Raw genomic sequence first — 20,384 nt, forward strand, 5'->3', positions numbered from 1 at the left:
CCTGCTCAATGCCCACGCACCTCGAAGGCGATCTCGTCGTTGACGGCCACCGGTTTGCCCTCGTCGTAGGGCGCTTCAACGAGCACGTCACCGAAGACCTGCTCGACGGCGCCCTGGACACACTGGAGCGCCACGGGGCCGATCTGGACGACATCACGGTGGCCCACGTGCCGGGCTCGTGGGAGATTCCCGTCGCGGCCCAGAAGTGCGCCCGCACCGGCGAGTACGACGCGGTGATCTGCCTCGGCGCCGTCGTTCGGGGCGAGACGCCCCACTTCGACTATGTCTGCTCGGGGGCCACGAGCGGGACGATGCAGACGTCGCTCGATACGGAGGTGCCGGTGCTGTTTGGAATTCTGACGACCGACACTGTCGACCAGGCGATCGCCCGGGCGGGATCGAAGGCCGGCAACAAGGGGCGTGAGGCCGCCGAGGCCGCCATTGAAATGGCGACGCTCATGCCCAAGCTTGAAGGCTAACGGAGCGCGTCCCAGCGAGTCGGAAGGGGTCACGGAAAGTTCACGGCGGGACCGGGGGCCTGCCCGGCCTCGGACGAAACGTATCGGCGCAAATATGCGTCCCAAGGGACACAAAAACGGCGAGTCCCGCCGCTTAAAATGGTGGGTGTAGCTCAGTCGGTTAGAGCGCTAGGTTGTGGTCCTAGAGGCCGTGGGTTCAAATCCCACCACTCACCCCACCTTCGATTCTGAAACCTGGGGTCGTCACTGCTGATGCCGCGTTCGTCTAGCCTGGTCTAGGACGCCGGCTTTTCACGCCGGTAACACGGGTTCAAATCCCGTACGCGGTACCATTTTGTTTGTCTCAGGGCCCCGGAAGTCTTCTTCCGGGGCTTTTTCTGTTTGGACACAGCGGCCTACGCCGGGGTGAGGGACTGCTCCACAACGGCTTCGAACAAATCGTCGTAGTCCGCCGCGTGGGCGCCCCAGTCGAGGGGGGCGGGCATCTGGCGCAGGGTGTCGGGCGGCAGGGGCCGCTCCTCCCGTTGCAGAATGGAGCGAAGCACTCCGAAAAGATGGTCCGCGTCGTCGTAGAGGACCGGGGCATGGAGGAGGGGGCGGTGGTGCGTCTCGGGGATCAGCTCCGGATAGCTGAGGCGATTGGGCAGCACCGGGTGGCAGCCGCAGTAGATGGCTTCCTGGATGGCCCCCCGAAGAACTCGTGCCGGGCCGTGGACACGACCACGTCCGCCCGGTGCAACAGCCGGCTGTACTGGTCGAAGTCCTCCGCATAGCCGTAGTGGAGGATTCAGCCAGCGTAGCGTTCGAAGGCCCGCTCAAACGCCTTCGGTTGCTCGTGGAAGTGTTTTCCCGCCAGGATGAGACGAAACGGCACCTCGGCGTCGTCGAGCCGGTTCATCATCCGAAAAAAGCCCGACGGGTTCTTGTCGTACTCCCACCGCTGGTTCCAGAGCACGACGGGCGGGGCGGTGCCGCGCGGCGTCCGGCCCGTGTCCGCGCTTCGATACTCGTCGTGGGCCGCAAGGTCGATGCCCGGATGCAGCACCGTGCTCTTGTCGCGGATGTCGCGCACGGTGTGCATGTTGGTGAAGTCGGGGAAGTCGCGGAGGAGCTGGGGAAGCGCCTCGGTGAACTCGGCAAGGTGTGACTGGGTGTTGAAGACGACCCGGTCGGCGGCCAGGGCCGAGAGGTAATTCGTGATGGCGTAGGCCCGCTCCTGCTCCTCGTCGGGCGGCACCGGATAGGTGAGTTGATTTTCGTGGAAGTACACGACGGCCGGCACGTCGTCGAGATGGGGGCGGGCCAGAGACAAGACGGCCGGCAGATTGACCATGTCCGTGGCGAAGAGCAGGTCGGGCCGGAAGCCGTCGTCCACGACCGATCGTGCTTTCTGGGCCAGGGTCACCCCACCGCCCTCCATCCGCCACTGCCAGAACCGCCCCGGCATGGTGACCGAGCGAACGTCATGGGTGCTGTGCTCGGCAAGCCCATTCAGAAAGCGGCGCCGAGACCCGCTGTGCCAGGGCTCCAGGGCAAGAACGTTCATCGGGGAGGCGGGCGGTGATACAAAAGACGAACGGCGGGGAGCGACTACTGGGCGTCAAGGCGCTCACTCAGGGCCTCGTCCTCGGCAGGGGTCGCGGGACGAACGATTGCGATCGACCGCTCCTGAAGCGCCCGCCGAAGGGGGGAGCTCCGCCCCTCCTCCGGGGTGATAAACGCCTCTTCGTCGGGGGCGAGGCGAAGCTGGCGGGACGACAGAGACACCTCCACGGCCCCGGACCCGTTGTTCTTAATCAGCATGCCGCGTCGAATCCGGTCGGACATTGGCCCCGATGCGTTCGTGAGGGATGGAGGCCCGTGCCTCTTCATGTTGACTCCACACCGTGCAACCTATACACTGCCGAGTAAGGTTGCATCCCGACGACGGCATTTTATTGAAAATCAGTCCTGTCGGCCGGAGCGCTGGTCGGAGAGGGGGGAACCAAAGAGTGTCCGATCGACCGTCCGTTTCATCGAGCATCGTCCGGTTCGTGCGCGATTGTGCACGGGGCCTGCTCCACGTCGCCTACCCGCCGCGGTGTCTCGGGTGCGGCGGGCGGGCCGAGTCGCCACAGCTCCCGCTGTGCCCGACGTGTGTGCGGTCGCTGGAGCGGGCGCCCGAGGTGGAAGTGACCGCCCGGCTCGATCGGCTCCCGGTCGGGACGAGCATCTTCGACGAGGCACTGGCCCTGTGGGTCTTCGACAAGGGAGGGACCCTGCAGGCCGTCCAGCATGCGCTCAAGTACCAGAACCGCCCGCGGTACGGCGTGCCGCTGGGGCGGCTCATGGGCGAAGCCTTCGCGGAGCGGCATCCGGCCCCCGACGGCGTAGTGCCGGTGCCGCTCCACCGGACGCGCCGGTTGGAGCGGGGGTACAACCAGAGCGCTGCGCTCGCGGAGGGCGTGGCGGAGGCGTTGAGCTGTCCCGGTCGCCCCGACCTCTTGGCGCGGCCGCACCCCACGCGTTCACAGACCGGGCTGTCCCGGGAGGAGCGCTGGCGCAATGTGCGCGACTCCTTCTCGGCCGATCCGGCGGCGGCCGACGGGCACTGGCTCCTGGTGGACGATGTGCTCACCACAGGGGCTACGGCCGTGGCCGCCGGGCAGACGCTGGCGGGGGCCGGCGCCGATTCCCTCGATCTCATGACCCTCGGCCTCGCCCGACAGTAATGCAGCGGCCAGGCCCGGGGGCATCGGCGAAGAGACACGAGTTCATCCCTGCGTCCTCAGGAGGTCGGACGGGTGCTCTTCCCCTGCAACTTGTCGGCATGCTTCTTCCGGAGTTTGGCGACCTTCGGAGAGATGACGGACTGGCAGTAGGGCTGGGACGGGTTGCGCTCGTAGTAGTCCTGGTGCTTGTCCGCGGCCTCGTAGAAGGTGTCCAGGGGCTCCACCTCGGTCACGATCGGGTCCCCGAAGACCCCGTTGGCCTCCAGACGCTCGATGAGGCCCTCGGCAATCTCCCGCTGCTCATCGTCGTGGTGGAGAATGATGGATCGGTACTGCGGGCCCACGTCGGCGCCCTCCTGGTCCTTGGTGGTCGGGTTGTGGATCGTGAAGAAAATCTCCAGCAGGTCGCGGTACGCGATCACGGACGGATCGTAGGTCAGCTGTACCACCTCGGCGTGGCCGGTGGTGCCGCTGCACACCTGCCGGTACGAAGGAGCTTGGACATGGCCGCCGGCGTAGCCGGAGACAATCTCCGTGACGCCGTCCACTTCTTCGTACACCGCTTCCAGGCACCAGAAGCAGCCGCCACCGAGGGTTGCGTGGTTGAGGGTCGACACGGGTCGAGTAGGGACTTGTGAGAAAAACAGCAAGTTTCCAATGCACGCGGGGACGCCCTGTTGCCCCGGAGACGAACAAAGCAATGTGGATGGCAGACTCGTTACGAGCGGGCTTTCGGGATTCACGGATGACTAACACCAGGGAGACTGCAAAGAGACGTGCATCCTGTACCTTTGAAGTGCTGACGTGTGGGCCGCAACTTGTGTCAACGCCGCGAGCTCACAGTCGGGGCCCTTTCATCATCTCTCATTCTTCTCCTCTTCTGCAGCCATGGCTACCGAACGCACCCTCGCCATTCTCAAGCCCGACTGTGTCCGAAAAGAAAAGGTCGGTGAGGTCCTTCGCCGCATTCAGGACGCCGGGTTTCAACTCCGCGCGATGAAAATGATTGCGATGTCGAAGGCCGAGGCTGAGGGCTTTTATGCGGTCCACGAGGACAAGCCGTTCTTCGACGACCTGACCGACTTCATGTCGAGCGGGCCGTGCGTGCCCGTCGTCCTGGAAAAAGAGAACGCCATCGCGGACTTCCGTGAGCTGATTGGGGCGACCGACCCCGACGAGGCGGCGGAGGGAACCATCCGGAGTGAGTTTGCCGGGTCCATCCAGGAAAACATCGTTCACGGCTCCGACTCCCCGTCGAACGGGCACAAGGAAGCCGGTTACTTCTTTCCCGAGCACGAAATCGTCGCCAACACGTGAGTGTTCTTCCAGGCCTTTCTGGATTGTGGTGCAGGACCTACTGCGGGCTGTTGCTGCTGGGAGTCATGGCCGCGGGGCTAGGGGGGTGTGCGCCGGACGAAGAAGAGTCCGCACCGGTGCGGGTGGGGGCCGAGGTGCTCGCCGAGAATGACTTTGCGTCCCTGTCCGGCCAGCGGGTCGGATTGATTGCCAATCACACGACGCGGGTGGACACCTCGCACCTGGCCGACCGCCTCGCCGCGGCCCCCACGGTGGAGCTCGGGGCCCTCTTTTCGCCGGAGCACGGCTTTCGGGGGACGGCCGGCGCGGGGGAGAAGGTGGGGAACGCCCGCGATCCCCGCACGGGGGCGCCGGTCTACAGCCTCTACGGGGACACGCGGCGGCCGACGCCGGAGATGCTCGAGGGGCTCGACGTCCTGGTGTTTGACGTGCAGGATGTCGGCGCCCGGTTCTACACGTACATCACCACGATGGGCCTGTCGATGCAGGCCGCCGCCGAGGCCGACCTGCCGTTCGTGGTGCTCGACCGCCCAAATCCACTGGGGGGGACGTACGCCGACGGCTTTGTCCTGGAGCCCCCCCACGCCTCGTTCGTGGGACGCTACCCGATCCCAATCACCCACGGCCTGACGATCGGGGAGCTGGCCCGCTACATTCAGTCCGAGCAGCTGCTCGCGGGCGTCGGGGCACTGGATCTGTCCGTGGTGGAATTGAAAAACTGGTCGCGCGGTACGCAGTGGCCGGACACAGGGCGCGGCTGGAGGCCGCCGAGCCCCAACCTGCCGACCTGGGAGACCGCGCTGTTGTACCCGGGAATGTGCTTCTTTGAGGGCGTCCGGGTGAGCGAGGGGCGGGGAACGGAGCGGCCGTTCCGTCAGGTCGGCGCGCCGTGGCCGCCGGCGGCGGCCCAGCGGGTGGTCGACACGCTCCGTGCCCGAGATCTGGCTGGCGTGGCCGTGGACACGGCGGCCTTCACGCCTCGCTCCATGCCGGGGGCCCCGGCGCCTCGGTTCGAAGGGGAACAGCTGTACGGTTTCGAGGTGCGGGTGACAGACCGCCGTGCCGTGGAGCCGGTCAGGGTTGGCCTTCACGCCCTGCACGCCATGCATGAGCGCGCGCAGGTGCGAGGGGATACGGCGTTTGTGAGTCGACCCGGGCACCTCACGCGACTGGCGGGCACCGATCGGCTTGTGGCGCAGCTCCGGGCCGGCGCGTCCCCGGAGGCCATCATCGCATCCTGGACGAAGGGCGTGAAGGATTTCCGTGACCGCCGGGCCTCCGCTTTGCTCTACGAGGCCGAGACGGAACCCCGCTAGCTACTGCTCCTCCGACGCGGACTGCTCATCGGGAGCCCACAGAAGCGCGTAGATGATCTCGGCGTATCCGCCAATGATGAGGACCGGGGAGACGTAGAGGGAAATGAAGCCCAGGTACTGCCCCTCAAGGTACATGGCCGTAAAGCCCACCACGATGAGCGCTACGCCGATCAGAAGAAGGACGTAGTTCCAGTTCGCGAAGACAAGCGTCCCGGATTGATTCCGGCGCCGAGAGGACTGGGGCATGAAGCGAAAGGGCCTAGATGCAAGGCGACACGCCGAGGCGGTGACGAAAGCGGGAGTGTCCAGGGGATGGGGAGGAGTGCTTTTCGCCAGGTACAAGAAACCATGGATCACTGAGGAAGGTTCCAGCCGTCGTCCATTCTCACAGCCTTAAGTGCCTCTCTTCCATGTACCGCCGGTGCGTTCTCGTCGCGGGAATCCTGCTCGCCGTGGTGGCCCTGCCGACAGAAGCCGTGGCGCAGCCCCTCCCGGCCCGCATCGATTCGCTGCTTCAGGAGCGCCGCGCCGCCCACGCGTTTTGGGGCGTCAGCATTTACGACCTCGAGGGCGACAGCCTCCTGTACGAGCGGAACGGGGAGCGCGGCTTTCTGCCGGCGTCCAACCAGAAGCTGTTCACCACGGCCGCGGCGCTCGATCTGCTCGGGCCGGAGCACCGGTACGAGACGACGCTTTCTTTTGACGGAACGACGCGGGACTCGGTGATGCGGGGCGATTTGCGGCTCGTCGGATCCGGGGACCCGACGTTCGGAAGCACCGCCCTGGAGCGCACGGACCCCCTCCGCAACTGGGCGGAGCGATTGGCCGAGATGGGGGTCCGTCGGATTGAGGGGCGCCTCATTGGGGACGATCAGGCGTTCCTGAATGGGTTCTATCCGGACGGCTGGAGCGTGAGCTACCTGACCCGGCAGAAGGGCCAGCAGATGGGCGTCCGCGCCGGGGGGCTCAGCTACCGGGACAACACGGTGCCCGTCACGGTTCGGGCGACGACGCCGGGAACGCCGCCCGAGGTGCGCATTCAACCCGAGGGGGTGCTCTCGGTGAAAAACGAGGCCGTCACGAGCGAGCGGTGGCGGGGGAGCACGCTGCTCATCAACCGCACCTTTTCGACGAACAGGATCGTGCTGACCGGATCGGTGGCGCGGTCCTACGGTGGGGTGCGCAACGTGCCGGTCAGCGACCCGACGGCCTTTGCGCTCCGCATCTTCCGGGAGCGTCTTCGGGAGGCCGGCATCGAGACGGATCTGGAGCTCGTCAATGCGGAGGCGGTCGATGCCTCGTCCGGGGGGGGCAAGCCCCTGTTCGTGTACGTCTCGCCGCTGTTGTCCGAGATCGTCACCGAGATCAACAAGCGCAGCAACAACTTCTACGCGGAGCAGGTCCTTCGGACGTACGGATGGGGGGGCTCCACACGGGGGGGCATTCAGCGCACGGAGTCGTTTCTGCGGCGGGCCGGCATCAACACGCGGCCGCTCTCCCTCAACGACGGGTCGGGGCTGTCCCGCAAAAACCTCGTCACGCCCCGGGCCCTCCAGGCGGTTCTCGCCCACATGAACGACCACGCGGCCGGCGATGTCTTTCGGGCGTCGATTCCGCGCGGGGGCGAGCGTGGCACGACCCTCAGCACACGCCTGGGACGAACGGACGTGCGGGCCAAGACCGGATCGCTCGCCTTCGTGCGGGGGCTGAGCGGGTACGTCGAGCGTCCGGACGGGGGGCGTGTGGCCTTTGCCCTGTTCGCCAACAACTACACCGGGCCGTCCTACCAGATCACCCACACCATGGACGACATCGTCCGGTTGCTAACCGCCCCTCCATCTTAACGGACCGGCGGGGTCCCCGCACGTCGCGTCTGTCGTCCCCCTTCTTGTATGTCACGTTCTGCCCGTCGACTTCTTGCTGCGGTTGGGGTGTTTGGGTTGCAGTGGCTCATCGTGGGCCGCCTGCGGATCTACGGGGCCTACCCCGACGCCGTGCTTCTCTTCCTCGGGTGGTACGCGCTGCGGGAGGGGCGCCGGCGCGGCACGCTGGCGGGGGCGGGGCTGGGCCTGGCCCTGGACGTGGCCTACGGCACGTGGGGAATCCACATGTTCGTGAAGGCCCTGATTGGGTTTCTGGTGGGCCGGTTTGCGGTGGAGGAGCACACGCCCCTCATTATCCGGCCGCAGCAGGCCCTCCTCGGAAGTCTCGTGGTGGCCCTGTTGCACAACGGACTGTTCGTTGCGCTCGTCGCGCTGCAGACGCAGGCCACGACGGGCGTTTTGCTGTACGGCCTGTGGCTGGGCTCGGCCGGCTACACGGCCGCCGTCGGCGGCATTGTGGCGCTGTTTGCCCGGTAGGGACCTCTCGGGCGTGCGGCGGCAGGGCGCGACCGGGCCCCATCAGGCGACCGTGACGTCGATCAGGTCGTCGAACGCCGACAGCACGCGCTGGCGGACGGGGGAGCGCTCGTCCATCGGCGTGAGGGGCAGGCGCACGTGTGGCTCCATCCAGCCGAGTGCAGCGCAGACGTCCTTGATGGGCACCGGGTTTGTCTCCAGGAAACAGGCCCGCATGGCCGGAAGCAACGCGGCGTGCCGGTCGCGGGCCGTCGCCAGGTCGTCGTCGAGCCCGGCCGCCACGAGTTCGCAGAAGGGCGCCGGCAGGGCGTTGCTGATGACGGAAACCGCCCCGTCCCCGCCCATGGCGAGCAGGGGGAGCGTCATCTCGTCGTCGCCCGAGTAGACCCCGAAGCCGTCCGGCCGGTGGGCCAACAGGTCGTCGATCTGTTCGATGTCGCCGGAGGCCTCCTTGATGCCGGCCACATGGGGGACCTCCTCGGCCAGGTGCAGCGCGGTTTCGGGGGCGATGTTGAAGCTCGTGCGGCCGGGCACGTTGTAGAGAATAATCGGCGCCTCGGCGGCCGCCGCGATGGTCTCGACGTGGGCCGCGAAGCCGGCCTGGGAGGGCTTGTTGTAGTAGGGGCCCACCACGAGCAGCCCATCGGCCCCGGCGTCCACCGCTGCCTTGGAGAAGGCGACGCTCTCGTCGGTGTTGTTCGTCCCGGTGCCGACGACAACGGGCACCCGCCCGTCCGCCGCGTCCAGGGCGGCGTCGACGATGCGGCGGCGTTCGGCCTCGGTAATCGTCGGATTCTCGCCGGTGGTGCCCAGCACGACGAGGGCAGAGACCCCACCCTCGATCTGGGCGTCGATCAGGCGTCGAAACGCGGCCTCGTCGATGTCGTCGTCGGACGTGAAGGGGGTGACCAGGGCGGGGGCGACGCCGCGGAAGAGCATGTCGTGTGCCATGGGGGAAGAAATTGGGGGGATCGGTGGGAGGAGAGGGTGCGGTCGACAAAGTGAGGTCAGGCGTTAAGCCAGTCGTCCAGCACGTCGTCCAGCGTGAAGAGGCCGCGACGCCCGCGGAGCCACTCGGCGGCCCGCAGAACGCCCGCGGCAAACCCGCGTCGGTTCTTGGCGCGGTGGCGGAGCGCGACGCGGTCGAAGGGACTATCGAACGCAACCGTGTGCTCGCCGAACGCCGTGCCGGCACGGGTGGAACTGACGTGCACGGCCGAGGGATCGATCCGTTGGTGTTGCGTCTCCGGCTCGACGTGGTCTTTGCGGCTGAGCCCGTCCACGACCTGCTCGGCGAGCAGCTGGGCCGTTCCGCTGGGGCTGTCCGCCTTCTTCGTGTGGTGCAGCTCCTGGACGAACGCGTCGTAGTCGTCGAGCGCATCCATGAGCGTGGTGACGTGGCCCAGGGCCCGGGACAGGACCGCGACACCAATCGAAAAGTTCGGGGCGTACAGCACACTGGCGTCGTGCTCCTGGACGAGCGTCCGGACGTCATCGAGCGCGTCGTACCAGCCGGTTGTGCCCATGACCACGGGCACCTGCCATCCGCAACAGCGCCGGAGATGCGGGACGGCCAGCTCGGGGAGGGAAAAGTCGACGGCCATGTCGGCCTCCTCCACGGCCGAGCGGGACGCCTCTAGGAAAGGCCGGTCGGAATGAAAGCGGGCGACAACCTCGTGGGAGTCGGCTTCGGCCTCCCTCGCCACGGCGCCTCCCATCTGTCCGGTGCCAACGAGCGCAAGCTTCATAGAGAGAAAGGAATGGTGAGCGAATGCACGAGGACATTCATACGTGCCGCTCAGTCGTCTTGTTACCCATCCCACCCGTAATGCCTCCGTGGTCGGTCGGAGCAAATTCGATGAAACAACGTCCAAACTCCGCCGCTCCGGAACGCGAGAAAAAGCTCAAAGTAGAGCACAATCGCAAATGGCAGTCACGTTACCATGCCCGACATCGCCACAACAGACCCCCTGCTTTCGGGGCCATAGCTCAGTCGGTAGAGCGCTTGCATGGCATGCAAGAGGTCCGGGGTTCGAATCCCCGTGGCTCCACTTTTGGGTGCCCTGAGCCGTGACCCTCCCCCCGCCCCGCGGCTCTGGGGCACCTATTTTTTTGTCCACTCGCATCGTTGTGGGGGGCGCCCGGCTACTGCTCCCTGCGTTCTGCCTTCGTCGTCGCACGCCCTCAGACGCCCGGCCCGGTCCCGTGCCAGACCGCAGTCTTTTCCTTTTCCGCCGGGACCTCCGACTGGCCGACAATACAGGGCTGGCCCGGGCGTGCCGGGCATCGGACGAGGTCGTCCCGGCGTTCATCTTTGACCCCCGACAGTGCGATCCCGACAACAACGCCTTCTTCAGCGAGCACGCGTTCGCCTTTCTGGTCCGCTCGCTGAAAGAACTCCGGCGGCGTTTGCGGGAGCGAGGGGGGCGGCTTTTCGTCTTCGAGGGCGCCCCGGCCGCCATTCTTTCTGAGCTCGTCTCCGGCGGGGACATCTCGGCGGTCCACGTCAATAGGGACTACACGCCGTTCGCCCGGCGCCGGGACGACCAGCTGCGCTCGGTGTGCCGGGAGGAGGGGGCCCGGTTTCAGTCGTCAAACGCGCTTCTCTTGACCGAGCCCGAGGAGGTCCAGCCCAGTGGGGGAGGCGCCTACCACACCTTCACCCCGTTTCGGCGGCGTGCCCAGTCCGTGTCCACGCCCCGTCCGAGGGGCAAGGCGGAGGGGCCGTTCTGCGACTGCGCACTCTCGGTCGAGACGACTCCGTTGGAGGCGTACGACCGCTACCCCACCGACGACCTTCGGGCGAAGGGCGGACGGGCGGAGGGAATTAAGTTCCTCGAGAAGATCGAGACGCTGGGGGCCTACCGGGACGCCCGCCACCAGCCGGCGAAAGAGTCGCTGACGGCCCTCTCGGCGCACCATAAGTTTGGCACCATTTCGATCCGGGAGTCCCTGTACGTGGTGAAGAAGGCGTTCGAAGACTACCACAAGTTGATTAGTCAGTTCTACTGGCGGGACTTCTATACCCACCTCCTCTTCCATCGCCCCGAGCAGTTGACCACCTCGCTGCGCCCGATCGGTCGGCACGTGCCCTGGCGCAACGAGCGGGGCGAGTTCGACCGGTGGCACGAAGGGGCCACAGGCGTGCCCTTCGTCGATGCCGGCATGCGCGAGCTCCGCGAAACCGGCTACATGCACAACCGGGTGCGAATGGTCGTCGCCAGCTTTCTCACGAAAGACCTGCTCGTAGACTGGCGCTGGGGCGCGCAGCATTTTGCGCGGACGCTCACCGACTACGACCCCGCCGTGAACGCCGGCAACTGGCAGTGGGCCGCCTCGGTGGGCACCGACTACCGGCTCCGCATCTACAACCCCTACTCCCAGGCCGAGACGCACGATCCGGAGGCCGAGTACATCAAGCGCTGGGTGCCGGAGGTGCGGGACGTGGATGCCGACCGGCTCGCCTCCGGAACGCAAGAGGACTTCTCGGATGCGGCCCCCAACTACCCGGCTCCGATCGTAGACCGAAACGACGCCTACCATCGTGCAAAAGACGCGTTTCAAGAGGCCGGTCGCGCCCTGGAAGAGGCCCGGTGAGACCGCGCTCCAATTCTAGCTCCCCTGTGCGGGAGGGGGCCGTACAGGGCCAATGAAGAGCGATCACTCCCAAGACATATCGTCTTTCCACACTGCTCTGCCCCGAGCTCTGTCGTCTCCGTCGAATCTCCTTGTTCTCTCCGCGAAGTCTTTGTTGGGGGCCCTTGCACCCTCGCCCAGGCCATCGTATCGTGTGGTTGTGCGTTGCGCACGACAACTAGCTGACCGTCAACCTTTGGGTTGATCGGTCCGGCTACGCGTTCTGCGGAACGCCACTTAAGCCTGCTCGACAGCGCCCTCCCCCGCCCAGCTGTCGATGCAGGCTTTTTTTGTTTGGGGCAACGAGGGGGCTGCCCGCCGTCCGCACCCCATCGAGGGGCGGACGCTGAGGCACGAGGCCACACGGGGCCTCCGTTCCCGTTCCCAGCGCTGTGCTGGGACTCTTTGAGGGGCGGGACGGAGACCCCTGAAAGGCCACATCAAGGGGCACCACGACCGGCTGCGCCGCGCGAGGTCATCGGGGCGACCGGGTCGTGGGAGGCGGCTGATCCTGGCGGTCCGAGGAGTCCTTCTCGTCCCAGAAGTAGTGGACGAACAGGGCATAGAGGACCGATGCGACACTGATCTCAACAAACGTGCCGACCGACCACGCGGCAGGAGTCCCCGCAAGGTAGTTGAAAAGCGCAGTGATCGGAAGCAGAAGCACGAAAAAGATCCCGGCGCGCACGGCACCCTTCTGAAGCGGGGGCTTGGTGCGGAGGTCGAAGAGGTAGTTGAGCATTGGGGATGATGTGTTTGTCGGCAGCCCGTCAAGAAACAGATGCTGAAGGCACTTACGATTGCGGGAACCAGTCCGTTCGGTGTAGGGAGAAGCCATATCCCTACTCACACTGGACAGTGACATGTTCTGCGTGAATGGGGGCGAGAGCAGAACCCCAGGATGGTTCCCAGGACTCCGTGCGTGCACGAGGTCGCATCGAGCCCCACGATCGTTTGGGTGTCGCCCGCCCCTGAAATCCCATCAAGATGTGCGCTGCCATCAAGAAGTGTGTTGTCTGTGGAAAGTGTGTTGTCTGTGGAGGCGACCCGCGTTGTGGTCTGCATGAGGGCTGTGCACGCCTCCAAGTGCGCCCGAATGCTCCCTGCAGATCGTGCGCCGGAGGGGGCTCCCGTGGACTGTACCCCCGCGGATCAATGGCCACTAGGGGCTGGGGGCGTACCGCGCCCTCAGCGTGGAGGCCTGACGCCCCCCTGCAGGCGCTGGATGCACGTGATTTGCGTCCGCGTACAACCCGCGGGTCCCCTGTTTGAGAATCCATCCGTCCCCGTGTGGACCTTTAGCGGCCTGCCGACTTTCCGCAGTCCGGACAGTAAAGCTCGCCGTTCGGGCCCTTGAACCAGCCTCGTTCCTGAAGAACAACCTCCGGGGCGTTCGGCGAATCGGGATCGGGATAGAGCCCGCGGGCATCTTCCCGGGTCACGGTTACTCCATCGGTACAGCCGGAGCACTCGTACGTGGAAGGGTAAGAAACATCAGGCATGGTCGTGGAAAACTGGCGGTGGGGATATCGGGCTGGCGGGGCACTGCGCCCTGTTCGATGCCGGGGCAAACTTGACGCCTTCTGCGTCGAACAATTTTTAAAGATTAAAATTTTAAGACGAAGTGCACTTCCAGTTACTGAAGCAACACCAATCTAACAAAGTTGCCCCCTGAATCGTCAAGGGACATCCGTAACGGAATCAACAACTCGGGTCGTGGCGTCTCCCGAATGTCAAAAAATGCCCACGGACGGGGGTCCACAGGGGGAACGGGTACGGTGACGATCGAGATCGGTCCCGGTCCTCGTTGCCCGGCAGGTTCGTGTTTGTGCACGTGCACCGACCGCACTGAAAGCGCTCGTCGGCCGGGGCCCGACATCTCCGTGTTCGCAGAGTGGGGCCGGTGGCCCGGTTTTGTCTCCCACTCGCGTTTCCGGGGCAGTTCCTGCGCGCCATCCAGGCTTCGACTGTACGTTCCCCCTCCGTTGGCGTGCGAGCGCCTGGGGGATGCGCTCAACTTCGTGCGGGCCGCGTGTCCGGATTGATTGGGCGTGCTCCGAGTGTGGAGGGAGGGCTCCGGCGGAGAAGGCCTGGCCGGGCCTGCGGAGGGTTCGACTGGAAGGAAAACGTCCTCCGTGCGTAGCCCCAATTGTTTTAGGCATTTGCCATGAGCCTTCCTGACCATTCCCCTCGATAGATGGGGGCCTTTGAGAGGGGGCTGAGCCCCGTTCTCCCCCCGCAGGCACCGGACAAAATGATCCGCCCAGACCTCACGGTGCCACCGATACGTGCGATCCACGTAGCCCCGTCTGTTCAACTGCGCTCGGAGGCGCATCGGCGCCCAGGTGACCGTTAGGTCGGGGAGGGCATTCTGGAGAAGCCGGCCCGCGCTGCTCGTACAAACTCCCGTCAGCAAAAATGCCCCGGTCCCGCACGACCGGGCAAAGTCTTTCCGGATCTGTTTCGCGTCTGATGCGGAGAGATCGAGAACCTGTACCCACGCGCCCCGCCACGTATTTGCCCGCTTGTATTCCGCCTCTGTTTCGCCGCATTGCCAGTCGGTCTCGAAACTATGCACCTCCCCGTCGATGATCACGGCCGTATGCCCCCGGGGCCAAACGCGGACCGGCTCAAGGATGCGCGGGTCGAACCTGCCCTGGTTAAACGTGACGACCTTAATCTCTGGAGGGGAGGCCGCCGCCGTTCCGAAGGGGGGCTCTTCAGCGGGCTCCGTGCCGTCCTGCGGTGGTTGGTGCGGGGCCGTGAGGGGCGCTTCCTCTTGTTGCTGCAGCGGCAGGACGATGAGGGCCACGCACAGAACGACCGACGGAGCCCTGGCAGACTTCACGGATGCCATCAACACGTGCACGTGGGCTCTCTCAGCAGCGATTCGCTCCGACAGTCGTGGGGCAGGGAGGCCGCAGGCCACGTTCTCCCGTCGACGCGCCTGCGCCGCATACGCCCCCAGTGCCCCGCACTGGCCCTCCGCGCGGGGGCTTCTCGGTTTGAGTCTACACAAACAGAATAAAAAAAGTCAATCCGCCCGGCCGATCGAACCGGATGACGCGTTGAGACTTGGGGGCAGCCTCCTCAGCATGAGGCGAGACTATCGGAGGCGGTGCCTCAAGCCCGGCGCGAACCAGAAATGGGATCAGAGGTGTCGGAAGTGTCGCGTCCGGGGGAGAGGGGGACGTGCCGCAATTACCGTCTACGCTCGGTGTTTTGGCCTGCACTCTGGGATCCATGCGTCCGATGTTGATGGGGCCGAGCCCCCTCCGCGCGGCGGCGGCTCATGCCGTCCCCAAGGCCCACCTGCGTGTCGCATCGGCGCCCCGGATCGCCGCGGGCTTGCACTCCAGGGGCACCCGCCCCGGGCGTGGTCGGGGTGGTGACAGCGGCCGATGCGGACAACGCGGGGCCGACGCGGCTCAGCCGTGTGGTACTAGATTTACACAAGTCGTCCGAATCTCGCTTTCTGCGACTCTGTTCGAAGGACTCGATCGAAGCATGTCCCATTCCCCCCAAGATTCTCGTGCAGAGGTCCTCTCCCGAAGCGTCTCCGTCCGGTCCGACCGAAGAGGGGACAAAGGACCACGGGGCCGAAGGCACGACGTCCCCCCGATCCTTCGCCTACGAGGAACGCTTTCCCGACGCCCAGTCCGCGTTTGGGCTTGACCTGAGTCCGCCCGACGCGGCGGCGTCCTCGACCCTGGTGTTCTTAGATACCTCGGCGCTCCTTCTTCTGTACGACGCGACCGAGGCGGCGGCCCGGGCGGCCCTCGATGCGTTCGGTCGGCTGCGGGCGGACACTCGGCTGATCGTGCCCGGGCACGCAGCCCGGGAGTACGCCGTTGTGCGCTCCCACAAGATCACGGATCTGTACGACGACCTATCCCGGCAGGTGAGGCCGCCGGCCCTCCCGAAGCGAGCAGGGGCGTTCTCGAATCGGGCGCTCGTCGAGAGCCTTGGGCATGCGGACCGCCTTGATGAGCTCCGTCAACAGATCGCTGCGCTGACGGAAGCATACCAGCACGAAGCCCGAACGCTCATGGGAAAACTCGAAGCCTGGGCGGGGAACGACTTTATCAGTGAGGCCTACGGTGCGCTCTTCGAGGGCGAGGCCGTTCAGGATCTGGATGCGACCGTCCGGGACGTCACGGCGGAGGTCCAGCGTCGGGATGACATCAGCCGCCCCCCCGGCTACCTCGACAGCGGCAAGGACCAGAACGCCGCCGGGGATCTGCTGATCTGGAACACCCTTCTGGCGGTCGCCGCCCGCCGCGACCGGGACGCGGTGCTGGTGACGCAGGACCGGAAGTCCGACTGGTGGCATCAAGGCGGCAAAGGCACCGCCCTCTATCCCCGGACGGAGTTGATTCACGAGTTTGACCAGCAGACCGGGGGGCGATCCTTTGGCCTGCTCACCCTGCCGGGCCTGCTCCAGGCGATGGACGTCGAGGCGACCCACGTACAGCGGGTGCGGGAGGCGGTCGGCGAGGCGCCGTCGACCGAAACCATCGAGGTCGTGGGGCCGGCCGAGCGGGTCCGGACCGTCGCCACCGTGGCCACCAGCGCACACGACGCCCGGTCGACTGGGGACGGGCGCCTCGGGACCCGGCGGGCAACCAGTTTGCAGGTGCGAGAGGACGAGGCGGCCGCGGTTGCGCAGCTCGCCCGCGACGCCGATCTGGATGTGACCCGCAACGCCGACGGTCGGGTCGCCCGGGCCTTTGAGCGGCAGCAGAACAAGGCCTCTGAAGAAGACCCCGCCGGCGGAGGGCCGGCGGAGTAGTAGCTCACCCCCGTGCACGGCGCCCGGTCAGGCCGGGCACAGATACACCCCGAAGACGACCCCAAACGCGATAGAACCCATCCCACAAGCCCCCAACTCATGGACGTTGACTTGGACCTGCTCGCCGCCCTCCTCGAATCCCATGAGGAGTTCGACCACCACGACGCTCCTGATTTCCCGGCGGCCCCCGGCGTCCTCGTCGACGACGGCGACGCGCCCGTTGCGTCGGGGCAGCTGAGGCCCGCCGACCGGATTGCGAAAGAACGTGTGGACGAGACCGATTCGGACCAGCCCGCAACGAAAGAAGTGCGACAGCGTGAGCTCCAGACCGTCTATCACCACGTTGGGCTGCTGGTCCACGCCGAATGTTTGACTCCCCAGGAGGACTTTTACGGGGGCCTGCCGGCCCTTGAGAGCCCCGACAGCCACGATGTCCATGTCCTCACCATGAAGGGGCACCAGCTCCTCGACCGGCTCAGGGACGACAGCGGCGGCGACGGGGACATTGGCTTTGCGACATCCTGAACGCCCACCGGAGGCGCCCTGCCCGGGCGGCGTGGTCCATGGCCCCATGCGGGTGGACGTACTGGGCGGCCCCAGAGACAGGCCGAGGCGAGAAGTCCACACTCCCGCTGCGGGGCCTCGCTCCCGAAGTTTGGCCTGCGTGAGGGGGGAGGGCAGTCCCGACACGCCCCGCCTGGAACCGCAGCGTCCCGTGCCGGACGACGCTGGACGACCAGCACCATGGCCTCTCATGAGTGACGGAACGGGTTCTACCCGTCTTCCGTGGGTGCCCCCGCAATATTTTTCGATCCCTCGCCCTTCCGCACCCCGTCCGGCCCAAGATGATTGAGGCGTTCTTCGACCTCCGTTCCAGATTCCGCTCTCGTCTGCTCACCGCGTCCGCCCTTGAGCGGATTGGGCTTCTTGCCGGTGCCTTCTTTCTGGCGTCCCTCCCGATTGCCCCTCTGCTCGCGGTGGTCATTCCTGGGTTTGAGGGATGGGGGCTTTTCCAAAGAACGTGCACGGCGGTCCTTTGGGGTGTAGGCATGCACTCCTTTGGGGAGTGGACGGAATCGCAGCACGCAGGGTAAGGCCGGTGCCGTCCCGCGATTTTCGTCGAGCCCGTGGCGTTCTAGGCCCTAGATGTGTGGTAGGAGGGGGGGCTGAGTCCTGAGACGCCAAAATGGGGCGCGCATCGATCACGTCAACGGCCGCGGCGTCTCATGATTGTCCAGGGCCGTGCTGCTCTTGATCTTGACTGTGGGGCGTCCCTGGCTCGAAGGTAGTGATCACAAAGATGATCAGGGGCTCGGGACCCGTGTTGCGGACCGCGTGGAGCGCGTTTCCGCGCACTGTCGTGATCGTGCCTTCTTCAATGGGAACGCTGCGCGCCTCGGCCTCGGCGTGATCCTTTTCGAGGTAGGTCCCCTCGCCCCGCATCACGACGTAGAGCTCCTGTTCGTTGCGGTCGCCGTGCGTATGGAAGCCGGCGCTGTCTCCACGGGTGGGGAGCACCATGTAGGCCCCGATTCGGTTGTTGACGAGCTCCCCGTCCTCGAACATCTGCAATAGGTACGTGGTGCCGGAGCCGCCGTACATCTCCTCCCGCTTGTCGTAGCGGACGGCCGACCGCGGCTCGGCGCCGTAATGGTGTACGGTCGTGTCCATGACCGCGTCGAGCAGGGCGTCGAGGCGCTGCTTTTCGTCGGGGGAGAGGGGGCTGCGCTTGCGGGCCATGAGGAGAGAGGAACGTGGAGGGGGATAGACAGGGGCCGACAGGGCCCGTCGGTCACCGAAGCGGGCTGTGCCTCGGCTGGAAGGAGTGGTTCCCTCGCGAGACAACCTCGGAGGCAAGAGGGAAAGGGGCCGGAAGCAGAAAGGTTCACAACAGTCCCTCTACACCTCGTTGCCGATGGGGGCGTGGGAATTGCGCCGGTACCCGTTGTGGCCCTTTCGGCCCCGGACATGATCTGCCGCATCGCTCTGCTGCCGCGCGTGACCGCCGATTGATCGGTAGAACGGTCTCTTTCTGGACGGGGCCGGGGCGCATCAAACCCGTGCGGGCGCTGGCCGGACCGCCACCGAAGGCCTTCACACGCGGCGCCGCCATATAGCTGCCATATAGCCTGTGCGGTTCATTGAGGCGGCGAAGGGAATCTGAGTCAGCCAGTCCCCGGTGAAGGTGTGGGCACTCACATGAATACCGGTGACACACGCCCAGCACGCCATCGCGAAAGGGCAAAAGGAAAGCCCCTGAGCCGCCACGGGGGCGATTCAGGGGCGTACGCTGTGGAGATGCCGGGAGTCGAACCCGGGTCCGTGTAGCCGCACAGGCAAACCTCTACCTGCATAGTGGACGCATTGGTGGTTCACGGCGCCCGTCTGCCCATCCACGAGGCCAGGGCGGCGCTGAGACTGGTTAAATTTCACCGGCGCATCCGCAGTCGGAGAACGCGGCGGCTACACCCTTTTTGTCGATGTCTCACGCTCCCCAAGGGCCAGGAGCGACGCGAGACAGATGGGGGCTGTTACGCCGCCATCGCGTACGAATAATCGTCCGCAGTTACAGTTCCTGACAGGTTTTACGAAGCGAATCAGGCTGCTCGGCAGGTCAGTCTGCTGCACGCTTACTACACGTCGAAGCCGTGTCATCCCCATATGTGAAAGAGCGGTGCGCAGAGCAGTTCATGTGTTTTGGATTGTGCATCTACGCACCTATTCCGACGCATCTTTGCGGGCGATGTTCCCGCGGGGGAGGAGGCCACCGACCCCACACACAAACCCCACACACAAACACGCGGCGCTTCCGCCGGTAGGGGTTCTTGAGCCAACTGCTGTTGCAGCAACCTTCGGCACCGCTTGCATCCATGCCCGACCCAGACGCGTCCCCTGCCGACAAGATCTACGAATCCCAGTTCGCCGAGCCCGCCGGGCGGCTGGAGGCGTACGCGGACCTGGCGGCCATTGTGAAGCAGCTGCGGCGCGACTGCCCGTGGGACCGGGAGCAGACCCACGAGTCGGTAAAACACCTGCTCATTGAGGAGGCCTACGAGGTGGTGGCGGCCATCGACCATGGAGACTGGGACGAACTGGCGGAGGAGCTGGGCGACGTGCTTCTGCACGTGCTCTTTCACGCCGCTATTGCGGAGGAGGGCGGACGATTTACGCTCGCGGACGTGATTGAGGCAGAAACGGACAAGCTCGTCCGGCGCCACCCGCATGTCTTTGGGGACGCGGCGACGGGCGACGCGGATGCGGTGGCGGCCTCCTGGGAGGAGATCAAGCAGCGGGAGAAGAGCGGCGAGGCGGAGGAGGCCTCGGTGCTCGATGGGGTGCCGGCCCAACTGCCGGCTTTGCTGCGGGCCCAGCGGGTACAGGAAAAGGCAGCGGGCGTGGGGTTCGAGTTTCCGGACCGAGACGAGGCCTGGGAAAAAGTCCAGGAGGAGTTGGGGGAGTTTCGGGAGGCGGTGGCGGACGACCGGTCCCCGGAACGGCGGCAGGACGAGTTTGGCGACCTGCTGTTCGCCCTGGTGAACTACGCCCGGTACACGGACGTGACGCCGGAAAATGCCCTGCGGGAGACCACCGATCGGTTCACGCGACGTTTTCAGGACGTGGAGTCGCGTCTGTCGGGACAGGGGACGTCCATCGACGAGGCGGATCTTGCGGAGCTGCGTCGGCTCTGGAGGGACGCGAAGACGCGGGAGGAGTGAATCGCGCGAGGAACGAGCCGCAACCCTGCCCTGGGAAACACATACGCTTGAGACGCA

General features: G+C 65.8%; 20 protein-coding genes, 3 tRNA genes and 1 other RNA gene. 13 read left to right on the forward strand and 11 right to left on the reverse strand.

Annotated features, from left to right (window positions below):
* Positions 1 to 8 precede the first annotated feature (8 nt).
* The 3 genes from ribH (at position 9) to OJA40_RS13675 (ending at position 811) form a co-directional block, all read left to right on the forward strand.
* The gene (gene ribH, locus OJA40_RS13665; protein WP_208427039.1) at positions 9 to 479 is read left to right on the forward strand and encodes a 6,7-dimethyl-8-ribityllumazine synthase; all 471 of its coding nucleotides are present in this window, start codon (positions 9 to 11) and stop codon (positions 477 to 479) included.
* Between the two features lie 141 nt (positions 480 to 620).
* A tRNA-His gene (locus OJA40_RS13670) sits at positions 621 to 697 on the forward strand.
* Between the two features lie 36 nt (positions 698 to 733).
* Positions 734 to 811, forward strand: a tRNA-Glu gene (locus tag OJA40_RS13675).
* Positions 812 to 874: 63 nt separating this feature from the next.
* On the opposite strand, the gene OJA40_RS13680 is transcribed toward OJA40_RS13675, so the two are convergent.
* The 3 genes from OJA40_RS13680 to OJA40_RS13690 all read right to left on the reverse strand — a co-directional run bounded on the left by OJA40_RS13680 (position 875) and on the right by OJA40_RS13690 (position 2,306).
* Positions 875 to 1,129, reverse strand: coding sequence for a hypothetical protein (locus OJA40_RS13680; protein WP_263810912.1), 255 nt, complete (start codon positions 1,127 to 1,129; stop codon positions 875 to 877).
* A 137-nt stretch (positions 1,130 to 1,266) separates the two neighbouring features.
* The gene (locus OJA40_RS13685) at positions 1,267 to 2,025 is read right to left on the reverse strand and encodes a tRNA-queuosine alpha-mannosyltransferase domain-containing protein (protein ID WP_263810913.1); all 759 of its coding nucleotides are present in this window, start codon (positions 2,023 to 2,025) and stop codon (positions 1,267 to 1,269) included.
* 44 nt (positions 2,026 to 2,069) lie between these two features.
* Positions 2,070 to 2,306 (reverse strand): hypothetical protein, encoded by a 237-nt coding sequence (locus tag OJA40_RS13690; RefSeq protein WP_263792808.1) that lies wholly within the window; start codon positions 2,304 to 2,306, stop codon positions 2,070 to 2,072.
* A gap of 206 nt (positions 2,307 to 2,512) precedes the next feature.
* On the opposite strand from OJA40_RS13690, the gene OJA40_RS13695 reads away from it, so the two are divergent.
* On the forward strand, positions 2,513 to 3,190 hold the full coding sequence (locus OJA40_RS13695) for a ComF family protein (protein ID WP_263792807.1): 678 nt from the start codon (positions 2,513 to 2,515) through the stop codon (positions 3,188 to 3,190).
* 56 nt (positions 3,191 to 3,246) lie between these two features.
* On the opposite strand, the gene msrA is transcribed toward OJA40_RS13695, so the two are convergent.
* Entirely contained in the window at positions 3,247 to 3,807 is a 561-nt protein-coding gene (gene msrA, locus OJA40_RS13700; protein ID WP_263792806.1) for a peptide-methionine (S)-S-oxide reductase MsrA, read from the reverse strand.
* 271 nt (positions 3,808 to 4,078) lie between these two features.
* On the opposite strand from msrA, the gene ndk reads away from it, so the two are divergent.
* Both ndk and OJA40_RS13710 read left to right on the forward strand, forming a co-directional pair.
* Positions 4,079 to 4,507, forward strand: a complete 429-nt coding sequence (ndk, locus tag OJA40_RS13705) for a nucleoside-diphosphate kinase (protein ID WP_208427034.1) — start codon at positions 4,079 to 4,081, stop codon at positions 4,505 to 4,507.
* A gap of 65 nt (positions 4,508 to 4,572) precedes the next feature.
* Entirely contained in the window at positions 4,573 to 5,823 is a 1,251-nt protein-coding gene (locus OJA40_RS13710; protein WP_208427033.1) for an exo-beta-N-acetylmuramidase NamZ family protein, read from the forward strand.
* Here the strand turns inward: OJA40_RS13710 and OJA40_RS13715 are convergent, their stop codons facing one another.
* Positions 5,824 to 6,069 (reverse strand): DUF3098 domain-containing protein, encoded by a 246-nt coding sequence (locus OJA40_RS13715; protein ID WP_263808587.1) that lies wholly within the window; start codon positions 6,067 to 6,069, stop codon positions 5,824 to 5,826.
* Between the two features lie 164 nt (positions 6,070 to 6,233).
* Here OJA40_RS13715 and dacB point away from each other — a divergent pair, with 164 nt between their 5' ends.
* Together dacB and mreD are read left to right on the forward strand one after the other, a co-directional pair.
* A complete protein-coding gene (gene dacB, locus OJA40_RS13720) occupies positions 6,234 to 7,667 on the forward strand; it encodes a D-alanyl-D-alanine carboxypeptidase/D-alanyl-D-alanine endopeptidase (protein WP_208427031.1) in 1,434 nt (477 codons plus the stop codon).
* A 48-nt stretch (positions 7,668 to 7,715) separates the two neighbouring features.
* Positions 7,716 to 8,183, forward strand: a complete 468-nt coding sequence (gene mreD, locus OJA40_RS13725) for a rod shape-determining protein MreD (protein ID WP_263792802.1) — start codon at positions 7,716 to 7,718, stop codon at positions 8,181 to 8,183.
* Between the two features lie 42 nt (positions 8,184 to 8,225).
* Here mreD and dapA read toward each other — a convergent pair whose 3' ends face one another.
* Together dapA and dapB are read right to left on the reverse strand one after the other, a co-directional pair.
* The gene (gene dapA / locus OJA40_RS13730) at positions 8,226 to 9,134 is read right to left on the reverse strand and encodes a 4-hydroxy-tetrahydrodipicolinate synthase (protein WP_208426507.1); all 909 of its coding nucleotides are present in this window, start codon (positions 9,132 to 9,134) and stop codon (positions 8,226 to 8,228) included.
* 56 nt (positions 9,135 to 9,190) lie between these two features.
* The gene (gene dapB / locus OJA40_RS13735; protein WP_208426508.1) at positions 9,191 to 9,931 is read right to left on the reverse strand and encodes a 4-hydroxy-tetrahydrodipicolinate reductase; all 741 of its coding nucleotides are present in this window, start codon (positions 9,929 to 9,931) and stop codon (positions 9,191 to 9,193) included.
* Positions 9,932 to 10,161: 230 nt separating this feature from the next.
* Between dapB and OJA40_RS13740 the strand changes: the two genes are divergently transcribed.
* Positions 10,162 to 10,234, forward strand: a tRNA-Ala gene (locus tag OJA40_RS13740).
* Between the two features lie 154 nt (positions 10,235 to 10,388).
* Positions 10,389 to 11,780 carry a cryptochrome/photolyase family protein gene (locus tag OJA40_RS13745; protein ID WP_208426509.1) on the forward strand — a complete coding sequence of 464 codons (1,392 nt, stop codon included), beginning with the start codon at positions 10,389 to 10,391 and terminating at the stop codon, positions 11,778 to 11,780.
* Positions 11,781 to 12,294: 514 nt separating this feature from the next.
* Here the strand turns inward: OJA40_RS13745 and OJA40_RS13750 are convergent.
* The gene (locus OJA40_RS13750; protein WP_208426510.1) at positions 12,295 to 12,561 is read right to left on the reverse strand and encodes a hypothetical protein; all 267 of its coding nucleotides are present in this window, start codon (positions 12,559 to 12,561) and stop codon (positions 12,295 to 12,297) included.
* Positions 12,562 to 13,117: 556 nt separating this feature from the next.
* Positions 13,118 to 13,321 (reverse strand): hypothetical protein, encoded by a 204-nt coding sequence (locus OJA40_RS13755; RefSeq protein ID WP_263792798.1) that lies wholly within the window; start codon positions 13,319 to 13,321, stop codon positions 13,118 to 13,120.
* A 2,030-nt stretch (positions 13,322 to 15,351) separates the two neighbouring features.
* Here OJA40_RS13755 and OJA40_RS13760 point away from each other — a divergent pair.
* Complete coding sequence (locus tag OJA40_RS13760; protein WP_208426511.1) at positions 15,352 to 16,611, forward strand: PIN-like domain-containing protein; 1,260 nt, start codon at positions 15,352 to 15,354, stop codon at positions 16,609 to 16,611.
* Positions 16,612 to 16,710: 99 nt separating this feature from the next.
* On the forward strand, positions 16,711 to 17,136 hold the full coding sequence (locus tag OJA40_RS13765; protein WP_208426512.1) for a hypothetical protein: 426 nt from the start codon (positions 16,711 to 16,713) through the stop codon (positions 17,134 to 17,136).
* Between the two features lie 699 nt (positions 17,137 to 17,835).
* On the opposite strand, the gene OJA40_RS13770 is transcribed toward OJA40_RS13765, so the two are convergent.
* Positions 17,836 to 18,351 (reverse strand): cupin domain-containing protein, encoded by a 516-nt coding sequence (locus tag OJA40_RS13770; RefSeq protein WP_263808583.1) that lies wholly within the window; start codon positions 18,349 to 18,351, stop codon positions 17,836 to 17,838.
* A gap of 550 nt (positions 18,352 to 18,901) precedes the next feature.
* Positions 18,902 to 19,270: a transfer-messenger RNA gene (gene ssrA / locus OJA40_RS13775) on the reverse strand.
* A gap of 211 nt (positions 19,271 to 19,481) precedes the next feature.
* On the opposite strand from ssrA, the gene mazG reads away from it, so the two are divergent.
* Positions 19,482 to 20,327 (forward strand): nucleoside triphosphate pyrophosphohydrolase, encoded by an 846-nt coding sequence (gene mazG / locus OJA40_RS13780; protein ID WP_208426513.1) that lies wholly within the window; start codon positions 19,482 to 19,484, stop codon positions 20,325 to 20,327.
* Positions 20,328 to 20,384: the final 57 nt, after the last annotated feature.

The sequence above is a fragment of the Salinibacter pepae genome, from assembly GCF_947077775.1.
GTDB lineage: Bacteria > Bacteroidota > Rhodothermia > Rhodothermales > Salinibacteraceae > Salinibacter > Salinibacter pepae.

Excerpts from the sequence above, each read along its gene's own strand:
- ribH (WP_208427039.1), top strand. The coding sequence starts at position 9 with ATGCCCACGCACCTCGAAGGCGATCTCGTCGTTGACGGCCACCGGTTT.
- OJA40_RS13685 (WP_263810913.1), bottom strand. The coding sequence starts at position 2,025 with ATGAACGTTCTTGCCCTGGAGCCCTGGCACAGCGGGTCTCGGCGCCGC.
- OJA40_RS13690 (WP_263792808.1), bottom strand. The coding sequence starts at position 2,306 with ATGTCCGACCGGATTCGACGCGGCATGCTGATTAAGAACAACGGGTCC.
- ndk (WP_208427034.1), top strand. The coding sequence starts at position 4,079 with ATGGCTACCGAACGCACCCTCGCCATTCTCAAGCCCGACTGTGTCCGA.
- OJA40_RS13710 (WP_208427033.1), top strand. The coding sequence starts at position 4,573 with ATGGCCGCGGGGCTAGGGGGGTGTGCGCCGGACGAAGAAGAGTCCGCA.
- OJA40_RS13715 (WP_263808587.1), bottom strand. The coding sequence starts at position 6,069 with ATGCCCCAGTCCTCTCGGCGCCGGAATCAATCCGGGACGCTTGTCTTC.
- dacB (WP_208427031.1), top strand. The coding sequence starts at position 6,234 with ATGTACCGCCGGTGCGTTCTCGTCGCGGGAATCCTGCTCGCCGTGGTG.
- mreD (WP_263792802.1), top strand. The coding sequence starts at position 7,716 with ATGTCACGTTCTGCCCGTCGACTTCTTGCTGCGGTTGGGGTGTTTGGG.
- dapA (WP_208426507.1), bottom strand. The coding sequence starts at position 9,134 with ATGGCACACGACATGCTCTTCCGCGGCGTCGCCCCCGCCCTGGTCACC.
- dapB (WP_208426508.1), bottom strand. The coding sequence starts at position 9,931 with ATGAAGCTTGCGCTCGTTGGCACCGGACAGATGGGAGGCGCCGTGGCG.
- OJA40_RS13750 (WP_208426510.1), bottom strand. The coding sequence starts at position 12,561 with ATGCTCAACTACCTCTTCGACCTCCGCACCAAGCCCCCGCTTCAGAAG.
- OJA40_RS13755 (WP_263792798.1), bottom strand. The coding sequence starts at position 13,321 with ATGCCTGATGTTTCTTACCCTTCCACGTACGAGTGCTCCGGCTGTACC.
- OJA40_RS13765 (WP_208426512.1), top strand. The coding sequence starts at position 16,711 with ATGGACGTTGACTTGGACCTGCTCGCCGCCCTCCTCGAATCCCATGAG.
- OJA40_RS13770 (WP_263808583.1), bottom strand. The coding sequence starts at position 18,351 with ATGGCCCGCAAGCGCAGCCCCCTCTCCCCCGACGAAAAGCAGCGCCTC.
- mazG (WP_208426513.1), top strand. The coding sequence starts at position 19,482 with ATGCCCGACCCAGACGCGTCCCCTGCCGACAAGATCTACGAATCCCAG.